At 67.3% G+C, this 14,670-nt stretch carries 15 protein-coding genes; 5 read left to right on the top strand and 10 right to left on the bottom strand.

The genetic code is table 11. The features are described from left to right. Positions 1–51: 51 nt before the first annotated feature. Positions 52–441: a heavy metal-responsive transcriptional regulator gene (locus tag L0965_RS00075; RefSeq protein ID WP_017828519.1), complete on the top strand. Its 390-nt coding sequence runs from the start codon at positions 52–54 to the stop codon at positions 439–441. Positions 442–515: 74 nt separating this feature from the next. Here the strand turns inward: L0965_RS00075 and L0965_RS00070 are convergent, their stop codons facing one another. The 3 genes from L0965_RS00070 to L0965_RS00060 form a co-directional block, all read right to left on the bottom strand. Further along, complete coding sequence (locus L0965_RS00070) at positions 516–2,087, bottom strand: hypothetical protein (protein WP_234057897.1); 1,572 nt, start codon at positions 2,085–2,087, stop codon at positions 516–518. A gap of 390 nt (positions 2,088–2,477) precedes the next feature. Then, positions 2,478–2,813, bottom strand: a complete 336-nt coding sequence (locus L0965_RS00065) for a helix-turn-helix transcriptional regulator (RefSeq protein WP_060960789.1) — start codon at positions 2,811–2,813, stop codon at positions 2,478–2,480. After that, complete coding sequence (locus L0965_RS00060) at positions 2,803–3,129, bottom strand: tyrosine-type recombinase/integrase (protein WP_275587390.1); 327 nt, start codon at positions 3,127–3,129, stop codon at positions 2,803–2,805. Before L0965_RS00060 ends, L0965_RS00065 begins: the two co-directional genes overlap by 11 nt. Positions 3,130–3,155: 26 nt before the next feature. Here L0965_RS00060 and L0965_RS00055 point away from each other — a divergent pair, with 26 nt between their 5' ends. The 3 genes from L0965_RS00055 to L0965_RS00045 all read left to right on the top strand — a co-directional run bounded on the left by L0965_RS00055 (position 3,156) and on the right by L0965_RS00045 (position 4,969). After that, complete coding sequence (locus L0965_RS00055) at positions 3,156–3,560, top strand: response regulator transcription factor (RefSeq protein WP_051498749.1); 405 nt, start codon at positions 3,156–3,158, stop codon at positions 3,558–3,560. 105 nt (positions 3,561–3,665) lie between these two features. Beyond that, positions 3,666–4,106, top strand: a complete 441-nt coding sequence (locus L0965_RS00050) for a zinc ABC transporter ATPase (RefSeq protein WP_157831539.1) — start codon at positions 3,666–3,668, stop codon at positions 4,104–4,106. Between the two features lie 77 nt (positions 4,107–4,183). Beyond that, entirely contained in the window at positions 4,184–4,969 is a 786-nt protein-coding gene (locus tag L0965_RS00045) for a hypothetical protein (RefSeq protein WP_101305230.1), read from the top strand. 396 nt (positions 4,970–5,365) lie between these two features. Here the strand turns inward: L0965_RS00045 and L0965_RS00040 are convergent, their stop codons facing one another. Genes L0965_RS00040 through L0965_RS00020 form a run of 5 tightly spaced genes read right to left on the bottom strand, consistent with a single transcriptional unit; the run spans position 5,366 to position 12,092 of the window. Beyond that, positions 5,366–5,560, bottom strand: a complete 195-nt coding sequence (locus L0965_RS00040) for a hypothetical protein (protein ID WP_101305229.1) — start codon at positions 5,558–5,560, stop codon at positions 5,366–5,368. Continuing rightward, positions 5,557–7,974, bottom strand: a complete 2,418-nt coding sequence (locus tag L0965_RS00035; RefSeq protein ID WP_101305228.1) for a TniQ family protein — start codon at positions 7,972–7,974, stop codon at positions 5,557–5,559. Before L0965_RS00035 ends, L0965_RS00040 begins: the two co-directional genes overlap by 4 nt. Further along, positions 7,974–9,152 carry an AAA family ATPase gene (locus L0965_RS00030; protein WP_101305227.1) on the bottom strand — a complete coding sequence of 393 codons (1,179 nt, stop codon included), beginning with the start codon at positions 9,150–9,152 and terminating at the stop codon, positions 7,974–7,976. Before L0965_RS00030 ends, L0965_RS00035 begins: the two co-directional genes overlap by 1 nt. Next, a complete protein-coding gene (locus L0965_RS00025) occupies positions 9,149–11,299 on the bottom strand; it encodes a DDE-type integrase/transposase/recombinase (protein WP_101305226.1) in 2,151 nt (716 codons plus the stop codon). Before L0965_RS00025 ends, L0965_RS00030 begins: the two co-directional genes overlap by 4 nt. Before the next feature lie 34 nt (positions 11,300–11,333). Beyond that, on the bottom strand, positions 11,334–12,092 hold the full coding sequence (locus L0965_RS00020) for a TnsA-like heteromeric transposase endonuclease subunit (RefSeq protein ID WP_198553656.1): 759 nt from the start codon (positions 12,090–12,092) through the stop codon (positions 11,334–11,336). A 264-nt stretch (positions 12,093–12,356) separates the two neighbouring features. On the opposite strand from L0965_RS00020, the gene L0965_RS00015 reads away from it, so the two are divergent. Continuing rightward, on the top strand, positions 12,357–12,677 hold the full coding sequence (locus L0965_RS00015) for a hypothetical protein (protein WP_113681778.1): 321 nt from the start codon (positions 12,357–12,359) through the stop codon (positions 12,675–12,677). Positions 12,678–12,736: 59 nt separating this feature from the next. Here L0965_RS00015 and L0965_RS00010 read toward each other — a convergent pair whose 3' ends face one another. Together L0965_RS00010 and L0965_RS16675 are read right to left on the bottom strand one after the other, a co-directional pair. Further along, a complete protein-coding gene (locus L0965_RS00010) occupies positions 12,737–13,507 on the bottom strand; it encodes a TatD family hydrolase (RefSeq protein WP_101305224.1) in 771 nt (256 codons plus the stop codon). Further along, on the bottom strand, positions 13,504–14,541 hold the full coding sequence (locus L0965_RS16675) for a 7-cyano-7-deazaguanine synthase (protein ID WP_234057896.1): 1,038 nt from the start codon (positions 14,539–14,541) through the stop codon (positions 13,504–13,506). The genes L0965_RS00010 and L0965_RS16675 overlap by 4 nt, the downstream gene beginning before the upstream one ends. Positions 14,542–14,670 lie beyond the last annotated feature (129 nt).

The raw sequence follows: 14,670 nt of genomic DNA, 5'->3' as shown, positions 1-14,670 counted from the left end.
AGGGGAAGGTCAAGCACGAAATTTGCGACCAGCGAAAAGGGGGGGCGGGGAATGCGGATCGGAGAGCTCGCCGACGCGGCCGGCACCACGGCGAAGACGTTGCGGTTCTACGAGGACCAGGGGCTCCTGCCGCCGGCCGGGCGCACGCCCAGCGGCTACCGCAACTACACCGCCGAGACCATCGCCCGAATCGACTTCATCCACCGCGGCCAAGCCGCTGGACTCACCCTCGCCCAGATCCAGCAGATCCTCCACATCCGCGACCACGGCCAAGCGCCCTGCAGCCACGTCCGCGACCTCCTCGACGCACGCCTCACCGATATCGACCAGCAGCTCAGGCAGCTCCACGACCTGCGCGACACCCTCGCCGGGCTCCGCGACCAGGCCGAGCACGTCGAGCCCGACACGTGCAGCTCGGATCAGGTCTGCCGCTATCTGTAGCCAAGCCCGGGGGTCTGTCCGATAATTCAGGCAGTCCCACTGGAGGCGCAAGCGTAGCGGGAGGCCATTGGTGCTCAGGTCGAGGTTGAGCGCAGCGCGGGATAGTCGGACCATTCGCCCCCGGAGAGGCGTGCCCAGGCGGCAGCTGATGACGCCGTGATGCCGAGCAGGTCGGACACGATTCGAGGATGCAGTTGTCGGGTGAGGTCCATCAGCGCGGTGACACGAGCGCTGCCGGCGAGGAGTCCTTCTTGACGGAGTCGACGGCTGAGCGGCCCGGGGGTGATCGGTCGGCCCGGGTTCCTGCCCGGGAAGAGCCAAGTGTCGGAGCGGTTGCCGTCGAGCAGCTGGACCATTGCTTCGGCGAGGACTTCGGGCAGCTCGATCGGTTCAGTTCCGACCGTCAGCGTCATGGGGCGCGCGGTCGTATCGACTTGTGCGCGGGTGATCGCTGCGATGCGGGTCAGGTGGAGCCCGTAGAACAGGACGAGCAATCCGCTGACTCGCGTCACGGGATCCATGTCGTCTCGCGTGATGAACGCGCGTGCCATCGTCCACCGATGGTCGGCGGCGTAGTCGCGCCCTTCGAGGCGATGGCTGCGGAACTCGACCCGGAGGCGGCTCAGGCGGTGCCGTCGCAGCCACCGGGTGAACGGCGCGAGGGCATCCCGTTGTGAGGGCGAACCGGTGAGGAAGCCGTCGAGAGATCGCTGCGGGTATGTCGTCAGCGTTTCGCCGCTCGCGCGGATCTGCTGCAGGAGGGCCGCGCACCGCTTCAGCGCCGCACGCACCTTCTGATAGGTGGAGCCGGATCGGACGGCCGTAGCTGGTCTGCCCCTGAGTGATCTGCCCGACGGCAGCAGCTCCCAGGTGCAGTACCGCCGTAGGAGGAGCCGGTCCTCGGGATGGGGGACGGTCGGAAGCCACCGTTGGAACCAGTGCTCGAACCTCGCCGCTTGGATGTCGAAATCGGGCAGCACGCCTGAGCGGATGAGGAGCGAGAGCAGGAATGCCACGGACTGGCCGGCGTGCGCTCTGGTCATGATCGCGTCCGCGGTGAGGGGCAGCGTGCCATCGGCGAGCTCACGGAGGACGACCGCACAGCGGCTCTTGTACAGCCACCGCTCGAGGGAGATCGCACTGCCGTGGTGCGTCACCAGATACTCCGCGAGCGGGTGCAGCTCGGGGCGGATCTCTCCGCTGTCGTCAGCAAGCAGTTGCTGGATGGCGATAGGTCGCCGGCACTCTACGCATAGCCGGTGCTTGCGCACCTCTTCGATCGTCCCGCATCCCGGGCATGCCATCGTCACGGGAGCTCCTGCGCACTCGGCGCAGACCTTGTGCCCATTCATGAAGCCAGTGAGGAACACCTTCCGCCCGCACTCCGGGCACGGCTGGGGGCGTCGCATCGCGTAGTAGCAGCGGGCGCAGACCCGTCGGCCGTCCAGGTGCGTCGCTACGCGGCCCGGCTCCCCGCAGAGCTCGCACATCTTGACCGGCGCGGTGTAGCACGCGAGACAGACGAGCGCGGGGCGACGGACGATAATCGTGGCGTTCTGCCCGCATCGCGAGCAGTCGCCGAACGACCGCGGATCGGCTCGCCAGCAGTCCCGGCAGAACCGTTGCCCATCGACGGTGCGCTGCACGGGCTGAACTCGTCCGCATCTGGCACACGCGACCGATCGGGCATTCCGTTCACAGCGCGAGCAGTGGCGACCGCCGGTCTGCGTCTTGTGAGGCATCCGAACGGCACGTCCACAGGAATCGCATGTAGGCAAGACGACCCGCCCGGCACCCTCGTTCACGAGAGCGTGGGCCAGATCCTGCACCGTCACCGGTACGTTCCGGTGTCGCCCTTCGAGGACTCCAGGTTGTTTGAGGAGTGCGAGTTCGAGACGCCGTTGGGTGAGCGGCACGGGTGCGACTTCAGCCACGATCTCAACAAGGCGCTCCACCGGGATCTCCGGCGCGATCGCGTGGACGAGCCCGGCGACCTCAGCAACCCTGGGCTCCTGCGGAGGCTTCGCCACCGCGGCCTACTTCGAGCGCGGGCGACGGATCGTGGCCCGCACGGGCCGCAGATCGCCGATCGCACCCCGCGTCGCCTCTTCACCCACCGCGACCGGGGCCGCAGCCTCCCGGCGGGTGACCTGCACGAGGTCGTCGAGCGAGCACTCCAACGCGTCGCACAGCGCGGCGAGCACGTCGATGCGAACCCGCTGCGGTGCTTGCGTCACCAGTCGGTACACCTGTTCCCGGGACAGGTCGACGCCCCGCTCCTCGAGCAACGGCTTCAGCTTGGAGGTCTGGAAGATCCCGCGCGAGGCCATCACGCTGCGGAGGCTCCATGCGGTCTCGAGCTCAACGGTCATCTGCTTCTCCTTCGATGAGGGCCTTCAATGCGTCCGCGAGTACCCGGTTCTTGAAGTCCGAGCTGACGGAGGCGTAGATCGAGGTCGTCGAAGCATGCATGTGCCCGACCTGCTCCTGGACGAATCGGTCGGCGTAGCCGAACTCGAGCAGGTGCGTCACGTACGAATGCCGGAGGCTGTGCAGAGTCAGGGCCTTTGACAAGCCGGCCTCGTCCCGCAGCTCCGCGAACCGCCGGTCGAGATAGCCGGCCGACAGTCGGGTGCGGCGTTCCGTCACCCACAGCGCGTCAAGACGGTATCCACGCCACCCGCGCAATTGTCGACGGCGGGCTGCGGAGCCGCGTGATCGTACTCACGACGTTCGACTTGGACGAGTACGCCTTCGGGGCACTCCGCGCGGGGGCGAGTGCGTTCCTCGTCAAAACTGCGACACACCAAGAACTCGTGGACGCCGTACGCGTCGTCGCTCGAGGCGATGCCATCGTGACGCCCCGCATCACACGGCAGCTCATCGACGCCTACACCGGCCGCGACCAGCCCGTCCCGGGCGGACAGGGCCTCTCGGTTCTGTCCCCCCGAGAACGCGACGTTTTCAACGCGATCGCGCTCGGCCTCTCCAACGGCGAGATCAGCCAGGCACTGCATCTCTCACCCGCAACGGTGAAGACGCATATCAACCGAATCTTCGCCAAGCTCGGCGTCCGCGACCGCGTGCAGGCTGTGATTCTTGCCCACCAGCTCGGGTAGACCATCGGTGGTCAAGCGAACTGATGCGCGAACGCGACGGGGCTGAGCCCTAGACGCCGCGGTGCCGAAGTGAGACACTTCTCTGTTCTACTTCGGGAGGTCCCCATGGGCGACGATGAACCGGCGGTCGATTGGGAAGGCGTCATCCGCGAGATGATCACGCGTGCGACCGAGACGGCACCCACCGAACCGGGCGTCTACAAAATGCCGTGTGGGGAGTGTGTGGTCGACTTCTTCATCACAGCTGAGGGCGAGGAGCACTGGCTCGTCGCCGGGGACGAACGCGCCTACACACGTGAGACCGTCGCGATCGCCCGTCACGGAGACCACCCATGGGAGCGGCTCTACACGCTCGCTGACGCGGCAAGGGAAATGGCGAGACTCGCCGCGGCAAGCGGTGGCGACATCGACCGGGTGCTCGAGGAGCTGGTCGAAGCGATCGACGACCGCGAGGTCGAGCGCGTCGTGCGTGAGCGCGACGGCATGAGCAGTGAACCGCTCGAGGATCTGGCGGCGCGCTTCGGGGTCGACCTCGATGATCTCTAGGAACATCTACACCCGTCTAGCGAAACGATAGATATCCCTAGATTTCTCGAGGGCCACGCTCATCGAAGGAGGCCGGTGTGAGCCAGTATCCGTGGTTTGACTTCGACCAGGTGGACTTCGTCACCTCGGACCAGCACTTCAGCCACGCACGGATCAGCGAACTCGCCGACCGCCCGTTCGCGACCGTGGAAGAGATGAACGCGGAGCTGGTGCGACGGTGGAACGAGGTCGTGGGACCGGACGACATCGTCCTTCATCTCGGTGACCTCGCGCTCGGACCGATCGAGGAATCTGTCGGGCTGACCGAGCACCTGAACGGGCGACGATTTCTCGTGCCCGGCAACCACGACCGAGTTTCGCCGGCAACACAGTCAAGGCGCGCGATCGAACGATTCGCCCCGCTGTACGAGGCGGCCGGGTGGAGCATACTCCCCGAGGTCATCGAGGGCACCCGCCGCGGGTACCGGATCCTGGCATCCCACTATCCCTACAGCGGCGACTCGCACGGCACCGACCGGCATACGACGCACCGCCCACGCGGCGACGAGGGCGTTCCGCTGCTGCACGGTCACACGCATGCCCGCGATCACGGCCCCCACGGGCACGAGTTCCACGTCGGCGTCGACGCCCACGACTTCACGCCCATCCGCTTCACCGTCATCGACGAATGGATCCGCAGCCTGCCGGACATCGAGACACGACTGCAGGCCGCAACTCGGGAAGCGCGCACCGTGCTCGCCGATATCGTCGGCGGCGAAACCCCGGGCTCGGACGCGCTGTTCTACACACAGGGATACAACGAGCTCGTCATCGTTCTCGAGGAGCTTCTCGCCGCGCTCCCTCCCGACGAGGCGGACGGGTAGCCGGGAACAGGTCGCCGTTCGCGGTGGGGCCGGATCGGAGAGTGCGCGTCTCGGTCCGGTAGCGCACCCATCCCTGCCTTCGCCAATGCACCATCACGAGGCTCCGGACTGCGCGTGACGACCACGCCTCCTCGTGGTCGGCGTAGTCGGGGTCTTGTGCGGCGAGCTCGGTGAACAGCTCGCGGAACGTCGGCGGTTCGCCGTGCTCGCGGGTGTACCGGTGGATGATCTTCACAGCGCGACGCGCCCAGCTCGGCGCGCTCTTCGCTGACGTGAGCTCGGTGAACAGCGGCGCCAGGTGAGGTGCCGACCACGGCTTTTCGGTCCACCCGGAGTTGTTCCACTGCATCGTGTCGGGCTGGAGGACCGGCTCGCCATCCTCGGTAGAGCCGGGGCTCACCGCCGCGCCTCGGGGTCGACGGACGCGCGCAGTGAACCAGCGGGCGTGGTCGGCGGGGAGCTGAGCTCAGTCTGTGACCCGGCGTCCTCCGTCACGGCCATCAGCGCCGCGGTGTACTTCTCCCCTGTCACCTTCATGCGCTCCCGTGCTGCCCGTTGCAGACGACTGGAGGTCCGCTTCTTCTCGGTCATGATGCCTTCTTCTCTTCGGTAGGTGATGTGGTCTGGGTATGGGGGTCGGCGGCGAGGGCGCGATGGAGCTCGCGAGCGAGCCGTTCGCCGAGTGGGGTGAGGCGCATCGGCCTGTTGCGTGCCGCGGCAACGAACAGGCCCCCGCCGACGTCGGCGCCGAGGCTTGCGAGCTGGGCGCTCAGTGAGCTTTGGGTCGTGCGGATGGTCGCCGCGGCGGCGCGCACGTTGTCGTGCTGTGTGGCGATGAGGAATCGGCGCGCGCGTTCGATGGGGTGGCGGCCGACGAGGGCGCGCTGGAGGAGCCGTGACCGGCCGGCCAGTGGGTGAGGGGTGCGGTCGTGTGGGCCGGGTCGCATCGTGATGCCTGCCGCTTGGATGCGGTGCGCGATCGTGGGAGCGCTGCAGCCGACGAGCGCCGCGATCTGTCGCAGCGTCATCCCTTCCTTCTCGTACCGCTCGCGCAGCCAAGCCTCGTCGATGACGAACGTGGTGGGCCGTCCGCGGCGGAGGGTGCTGTTGCCGTCGGCGAGCACACGCGACACCGTCTGCCGCGATACTCCCGTCCGCCGTGCGAGCTCATAGGTGGTCGCGCCCTCACCGTATTGGGCGATGAGTTCGCGGCTGCGAGATGGTGTGTCGAGTGCGCCACGGACGGGTCTGGCCGTCGCCCACTCACCGACGGGGTCGCTGCGGACGGCGGGTTCGATGTGCGTCGACAGCGGGGGCGCCCAGCTGAGTGGCTCGTCGATCCCTCGGCGGAGCAGGAAGGCGCGGCCGATATCGTTCAGCTCGCGGCGCACGGTGTCCGGCAGCGTCTTCGTGAACGTCGTGACCGTCCGCGGAGATATCCCGGCCGCGTCCCATGCTTCCGGTGCGCGTCGCATCGAGTTGCCGGTGATGGCCCGGTAGAGGTGGGCGCGCGCATGGCGGTGTCGGGCGCCGGAGCCGGGTTGGACATTCAGTCGGGCGCACAGCTGCTGCCATTCCTCTTCGGGAAGGAGTTCAGTGCAGTCGAGTCTGCGGCGGCGTGCGTAGTCGATCGGTGTCTCGTGGCTGTCGAGGTAGGCGGCGAGGTTGAGGATCGCCGCGAGGGCGGGCGTCTCCGCGCCCGGCCTCCCGAACTCGCGCATCACATGAGTGACCTGACGAATGGGCGCCGTCGAGTCCAGGAGGGCGAGGGCAGCGGAGTGGGTCAGCCGTGTGCCGGTGAACACGACGGCCGCGGCCAGCGCGGAGGCGGCGACGTCGCCGTTGATGCGGCGTGGGGTGAGCGCGTTCGTCCATTCATCCCAGAGTTGTGCGGGCACCTTCCGTGCCCGCTCTTCCGGGTTTACGTCCGAGGCTGGCGCAGCTTGTAGGAACAGCGTCGGTCGTCGGGTGCGTCCGAGGGACGCGGCGATCAGTCGCTGCAGCTGCGGCGTCTGACCGGTGTACGACGTGCTCACCGCGAGGCGCCCAGCCAGCAGCCGAACCGCACGGTCGGGGTCTTCGAGTGCGGCGATCGCGATCGTCGTACCGACCGCGCCGCCGGCCGCTGTGGGCGGTCCCGCCCACGTCCACTCATGCTTGTCTCGAGGCACCGCCGCGAGGAGGTCCGTTTCCAGCTCTGGCATGTCGAGGTCGCCGCCATCGCAGAGCGTAACTCCTGCGGCGCGGGTGAGGAGACGGATGTCTTCGAGGACGGTGATCGCGGGTTGCGGGGCGTCCGCATAGATCCCGAACCGGCCCTCGCCGGTGGAGAGGATCTGCATCATTCGGCGCTGTGCGTGGAGCGCCGGGTCGGGTGCGGCGATGCGTTCGGGATGCGCGGTGAGGTCGCCGCGGCAGCGGCTCGCGATCGGGCCCGTCCCGGCACCGGCGACGGGATTGTGGCAGTGCCCGGGATGTGGGATCCCGGCGAGCGGGTGCCCGGTGTGACGCGGTGGCTTGTGGCACACCGGGCAGTTGTCGGCGAGGATGCGGCGGTGTCTGACGCACGCGAAGGTGAATGGGAACTGCCACGACATCCGCCACCTGCCTCCGGAGTCCGCCAGGCATTCGGGGCAGTACCGTCCCGCCATCCCGCCGACGGGGCAGCGGAAGCTGATCCGTCCCTGCCGGGTGTAGCGGATCGCGTGGCGTGCGAACCGCATCCGCGTCATCTCCTGGAACTGCGCCGCCGGGATCCCCGTCGACCGCTCCAGCCGGGACGCCTGCTCATCGGTGAGCTCGGTCGCCCACTGCGCGGCCATCCACGATGTCGCTGACACCGCCCTGCCGCCCTCCTGCTCCACCAGGCCGAGCGCGCACGCCATCTCCGCGACAGTCGCGCGGTTCGCGGCCGCCGAGGCCTCCAGCCAGGAGTCGAACGGCTCATCCGGCAAGGGGCGGACCCGGAACGGAAGGACGCGCACGGCACCGGCCGTCTCGCTCATCAGGCGGCCTCCTCGCCGGTCTCTTCGGCGCCGTCGCTCTTCAGTCGGCGTCGGCGCCGCTCACGGCGTGCCCGATCCTCTTGGTCGTGCTTGGCCTGCAGCTCGGTGCGCTCCGTTTCTGCTCCCTCGTCGATGCGGATGTCGTCGAGGAGCTTCCGGTCGATCCGCTCGGCGCCGGTGCGGATGGCGCGGGACGCGCCGCGGCGGATGAGGTCCATGAGCGAGCCGATGTTGCCGGTGGTGCGGGCAAACAGGTACCGCGACATGTCGACGAGCATCCCTTCGTGCGCGTCCGCGAGCACGAGGGCCTGTTCGATGTGCCAGAGCAGGCTGTCCCACTCCTGGCGGGTCTGCTTGGTGCGCAGGCTGTACGGGTCGAGGCTGAGCACGGTCCAGCGGCGGAACGTCTGCGCCATCGCCGCTTCCTTCCCGGTCGCGCCCTCGCCGACGAGGCCGCGTTCGCGGAGCGCGACGCCGGCGAACAGGAAGGTGGCGCTGTACTCGTTGGACAGCCACTTCAGCTGGTTCGCGACCTCGACACCGTCGCGGGTGCGCATCTGGATGAAGTGCAGATCGTCGATGATCACGAGGCGGGTGTCGTGCCGTTCGATGCAGTCCGCGGCCGCCCGCGCCAGATCTCGGCCGGCCATCGAACGGTGCAGGATGCCCGCGGTCGCGGGGTGGGCGTAGAACCCGAGGATCATCATGTGCAGGCCCTTGATCGTGAGGCGCCCTGGGACGGTGATGTGGCAGACCGGGAGGTGGAGGATGTCGCGATCCTCGTCGAGGTACTCGCCCACTTCCGCGATCCGCTGACGGTGGAAGTCGCGCCCGAACGTGTTGACCACCGTCGACTTCCCGAGGGCCGGTGGGGCGTCGAGGGCGGCGGCGGATTTGACCCGGTCGGAGTCCTGCAGGTTGCTGTCCAGGATGTCGCCCAGTTGCAGGTGCACCCCGTGCACCTGCCGGGTGCGCAGCAGGATGTTCGCGTGCCACGCCCGCCGGTCCGCGTTGTACCGCGCGAACTCGTCCGGGCCGAGCGATCCGAGCTGCTCGGTCGTTAGCAACGCGGGCTTATCGCGCGGGGGACGTTCGGCGAAGTCCTTCCATCCCTCGTAGGTCGACAGGCTCCGCTGCCGGCGAGGCGCGTCGTGCTCGCCCGGGACTGTGGCGGTCATTGGATCATCTCCATCGGCTCGAAGTGGTAGTCGGATCGGATCGTGGGCTCGTCGATGTCGTCCTCGTCGTCGTCATCGCCCGTTTCGGGAATGTCGACGCGCTTGCGTGGGTCGCGGACCTCGCCGGTGAGCTCCCGTCCGAGATCTGTGGTGGGGTTCAGTTCGGCCTCGAGCATCCGCTGCACGGTGCGCAGCGACCACACCCCGTCAGCCGCGGGATCCTTCTCGTTGAGCTGCGCGGCCATGCGGGAACTCATCCGCCTCTCCGATGGGGTGAGCGCGCGTCCCGCGCCCCAGTCCTCGAGCAGCTGCGCGGCGACGTCGTCGACCTGAGAGGGGCGACCCTGGCGGATCGCGATCTTCTTCGCGTACTCCAGCGCGTCGAGGCTGAACGGTGTGTCGAAGGCTCCCTTGTGCTCCCACTCGAGGGTGTGCCAGGTGCCGTCCTCGGGGTCGTGGAAGTAGATCTGCGTCAAGTCGTCGGGGTTGACCACGAACGGCCACTCCGTGCCCTTGTCTCGGTGGATCGACCGGGCGCGGTTGCGGTACTTCGCGACCGAGTCTCCGGTGTAGCGCAGCTTGTGGATCTCGACGCCGTAGTGATTGAACTGCCGTTTCACCACCGGCAGCAGCTCGAGGAGAACGCTCCGGTCGATCGGCATCCGCAGTTGCCCGGCAACGGCGAGCCCCTGGTCGTATCTCTCGGCGGGGCTGAGCTTGACGCCGGGGAGGCGGGGATCCTCGAGGGAGTCGTGGGGTCGGAGGTGGTAGACCGTCGCGACCCATTCGCGGATGATCTGCTCCAGCTGCGGGACCGTGTAGACCGCGTCGGCTTCGACGTCGTCGCCGCGGCCGCCGACGTCCGCGCCCTTGTAGCCAGGGAGTTCCTGGAGGAACGTGTCGAGGGTGCGGAAGAACCTCTCGACAGGGCTCTTGTCGGTGGGCTGGTAGACGCGGGCCGGCTGGATGGATATGCCCAGGCGTGCGCACGCGCTGGTCACGTGCTCCGAGAGGTACGGTGCGCCGTGGTCGACGATGATCGTGTCGGGCAGGATCCCCGCACGGACGAACCGCGGGACGCGGATGCGCGTCGGGTCGACGAGCACGGAACCGGCGACACCGTGGAAGGGCCATCGTGCGCTCGTGCCCCACTCCGCGGGAGTGTCGAAGGGTTGGCACGCTTCCATGAGCACGCCGGATACGTCGATGGATTTCGTTGAGCCGGGCGTCAGCCGCATGCCGAGAATGCAGCGGGAGTAGAGGTCGATCGCGACCGTGAGGTCTGCGGCGACCCACTTGCCCGTCACCGGGGCCACGGCGAAGACGTTGAGCGGCGTCGTATCGAGGAGAACGTATTGGCCGGGCGCGGTGGCGTGCAGGCGTCCGTACGGAGCGGGCGGCCGGTTCGCGTTGGAGCGCTTGCGCTTGGTGCTCCCGGAGAAGGTCGCGCGGCCACGGGAGAGCTCGTCGAGGATCTTGTATGCGGCGCTTCGAGAAGGGGCGGCGACGATACCTGGCCCGTGGGTGCGGTCGGCTCGGGCGTTGACTCTCGCGATGATGATGCTTTTCGCGACCTTCGACTCCGGCGTCTGCTCATCGATGACCTCACGTGCCGCCGTGACCCAGCGGTCGTCGAAGTTGACGAGCAGATTGCCCGGCTGCGCCTTGCGGTGATCGATCAGTCCGATCTCGCCGGCATCCTTATACCGCGCCACCCACCTCGCGACGGTCCGGCGACCCTTACCGAGCTCGAGCGCCTTCGCCGCGATCCGCTCCTCGATGCGACGCTCCGGATGGTAGGCGAGCTTCGGTTCGCCCTCACGTGCGATCTCGGCCGCCCCCGACCGGTAGCCGGTGAGGACCTCTCGCACATGATCAGCGCGCTCGGCGGACACCGCGCGGGCCGCGTCGCTGGCATCGGCCCAGACGACACCCAGTGGAGCCGCGTCCTCATCGCGACTGTTTCCGGGGATGCGTGTCGTACCTCCCTCAGCGCGGGGGCGCAGGAGGTCGATCATCCGCAGGCGCCGAACCTGCCCAGTTCGGGTACGGACGATGACCGCGCCCTCGCAGATCTCCGCAACGGTGCAGGCATCGCCGTCGTAGACGATGTCCACGCCGGGTTTCAGGGTCCACGTGCTGCTCATCGCTATCTCCTTCAGGTGTTGAGGGGGTGGTATCTCAGGCCCGCGTCACGATGCTCGTGGCGCTCAGAAGTCGAGTCAGGTCGGTGCTCAGCCGGCGAGCCCACAGCAGGTGCAGGACAAGCGCGCGTGCTGCGAGAAGCCCGCCGGCGACGGCCGGAATCGCGCGCACCGCCTCGCCGAACGCCATGGGCGATCTCAGCTCGCCGAGCGCGCCGGTGACGTCGCCGTCGGCGAACTGGAAGGGTCGGCGGTAGCCGGCAAGGAACTCGACGTTGCGCAGCAACACCTCATCCGGCTCGGATTGGACGCGGTACTCCCACCCGTGGGGTTCGATCACGCGCCGCGACCAGCTCAGCGAGTCACGCACCTTCGGGATGGTGAGCTTCGCGGCGGGCTTCACATCCACCACGCAGACGGTTTGGTCCGCGTGGACGATCAGATAGTCGGGAATGTGGCGACGGCGTGTGCCCTTGTCCTCCCCCTCGAGGAGGAACGGCTGAGACAGGATCCAGTCGACGCGAGGGTCGAAGTCGGCCAACAGCAGGTTCGCGTACTCGAGCCGCGACTCGTATCCGACATGCGATTGCATGGTTGCCGACCAGTAGCTGCCCGAGAAATGCCGCTGCCCCCGGTACCAGCGGAAATCACGCCACGGGACGGCGGCGTCGAAGACGCTCAATCGAGCTGACTGCAGCGGAACAACGTCCACCTCGCCACCCGCTTTGCGAACCATCAGCCCGACATCCGCCGGGAACGCTCCGCCCCGCGTCCCGAGTTGCTCGCGCTCCGTCATGAAGCCAGCGTGAGGGTCGAATCGGTCCGGGAGAATGCACGCTGCCGCCATAGATTCGCGAAATACGATTCAGGATCTCACTCTTGCTATCACGGGTTAATTCGGTATATGCGAGTCACGAATACTAGTGAATGTGACATTCACTGTAGTGGACGTCACATAGATAACAAGTCACCGTCAGGGATACAAATATAGGGACCACAAAATCAACGCCCACAGGCCGGCCTGAAGCCCACGTCGGCCGCGTGTGCGACACTCAAGGACATGACCATGTTGGAGCCCATCGCGCCGGAGGAATCCCGGCTCGTCTTCGGCAACAGCTACATGTACAGCGTCATGGTCGAGATCGCCGGGCTACGCGGCGAGAAGTTCTCATCGAAGACGATCACCGACGCCACGCGGCTCTCCCCTGGCATCGTGCACCCACTGATCCAGAAGCTCCGCCGAGCGAACTTCATCGAGTTCGTCGAGCGCGTGCCCGGAGAGCGGACCATCCTGTACCGGGTCCGCGGGAATCCCTGGTGGAATGCGGCGAGCCAGTACGTGGAGGAGCAGAGCACAGCCGAGGAGCGTTCCGCGTCCTGACGGCGACGGTCACCTACGGGCTAGGCCCGCCCGACCGTCTGCGCGCGGAACCACGCGTCTCACCTCGCGGACTGGATCATTTGTCGAAGCGCGGCGGGGAGCAGGGAATCGACTCCTGTGTCGTCGACCAGCGCGGCGAAGTTCGACCAGACGACAGTACGGACAACCGCGGGCGCGAGGCCGAGCGCCCGCGCTATCCCGGCCTCGACCGGTTCCACCCGGCCTGGTCGGCGTGGGCTTTGGGAGAAACGATCACCGCTGGGATGATCGGTCTCGACAAGTAGACGTTCTCGCGGGATAGCTCGGAGCACGTCGGGCGAGCGGGTCATCGAATAGTTGACCGAGAAGTAGCAGCCCAACGCGACAGCCTCCCGAGTCTCTTCAGGCGTGCCCAACCACCAGTGCAGAACGGCCCCCGCACGCAGGTGAGATGCACGCAACACCTCAAGTACAGCGCTGGTCGCCCGGTAGCTATGAATTGAAGCGATCCGAGGGGAGGTCTCGACCGCCTTAACGATGCGTTCGAACGTCGCCCGCTGGGTGTCGCGTGGAACGCGGGACGCGCCATCGAGTCCCACCTCCGCAACATATGAGGTCGACTGGAGCATGGTCGCAAAGCGATCCGGATCGAATCCACGATCGGCGCCGACGAGACCCGGGTGACACCCCACCCCCCATACGCTGGCGCGATCCGAACGCGACTCCACTTGCGCGTATTCGTCGAGTGACCGGGTAGCGATCAGGACAACCGCGCCCAGCTTTTCAAGCTCGAACGGCGCGATGTCCAACGCGACGTGCGCGTGCGTGTCCAGGGGAGGTAGGCGTCTCATCCCAGATAGTTTTCCAACTCGGCCAAGCCCCGTGCGTATAGGGTCCGCGCGTCGGCGACGGTGAGGGCTGGGGGCAGTGGGGTTGTCATGAGGAAGCTCTCGTCCACGCCCGCATCGACGAAGTCTCGGACCGCGTTTTCGATCGACCGCTGCTCCGCATACTTCGCGAAGCGTCCTCCGCGGTCGGCGAGGTACGGGGTGGCATCGGAAAGATCTGCCGCGGCAAACGCGGCGCGACGAAGGACACAGCCGAAGCACTTTCCGCAGTGCGAACCACTGGCGACCTGACCCAAGTACTGCTGGTCGCTGTGCGAGCAGGAGTTCGTTGCGCTGAGGAATGCCGCGGCACGATCCGCGCCGACCAGCTCGACGACGCGTCGGTACTCATCGCCCTTCGTCAAGGCTTGGAAGGGATTCTCAATTTCGCCGTACCCGCCCAGATCTGTCAACAGTGAGCCCACGCGCCAGAGGAACCAAGGCTGCGTCGTGCGGGTCGACAATGCTCCCACCCGCTCTGGGCCAAGTGGGGGGTTGATGGAGGCGAAGCCGTTCTCGGCGATCCACAGGCCGCGGCCACTCTGGCTTGCCACTGCCAGCCCGAGCGCGAGGAACAGCAACGATCGCGAGCGGCTCGACGGTTCCCGTCGAAATCGTGTGCCGTTGAGGCGATGTGTTCTGCGTTGCAAATGCACCTGGTAATGGTGGATGGTCGTCCCGCTGAACAGCGCCTCCAGGGCGGCGGCGACACGCTGCTGCGGGGCGCTCGCTCCCGCACCCGAGCTTGAGTGGGAGACAAGCCGCTGCCCTTCCCCGGACCGGAGCGATGCCGCGGACACCAGCGCGCCGGATGCGGAGTCCGCGCCGCCGCTGACCAGAACCGTCCGAGCGGCCGTGTCGGGCACCAGCACACCACTCGTCTCGGAGGCGGCGAGTCGGGCGAACTGCAGAGTCCACCGGTCGCCGGTGAGGAACGCGAGCGTGCGTTCCAACTCCGCCGCGACGGCCTGCCACTTCTCCGCGTGGATCACCGGCACGGTCAAGACTAGGGCGTGTCTGACAAAGGTTGAGGGGATCGGTTGAGACGCTGGAGCGGTGACGCGGTTTCGGTTGCTTACGGATGCTCAGTGGTCTCTGATCGATGGGATGTTGCCGAGGCCGACGGG

It is taken from the genome of Microbacterium sp. NFH-22A-Y, from assembly GCF_021401375.1.
Lineage (GTDB): Bacteria > Actinomycetota > Actinomycetes > Actinomycetales > Microbacteriaceae > Microbacterium > Microbacterium hominis.
This window is presented reverse-complemented; position numbering and strand designations above follow the sequence as displayed.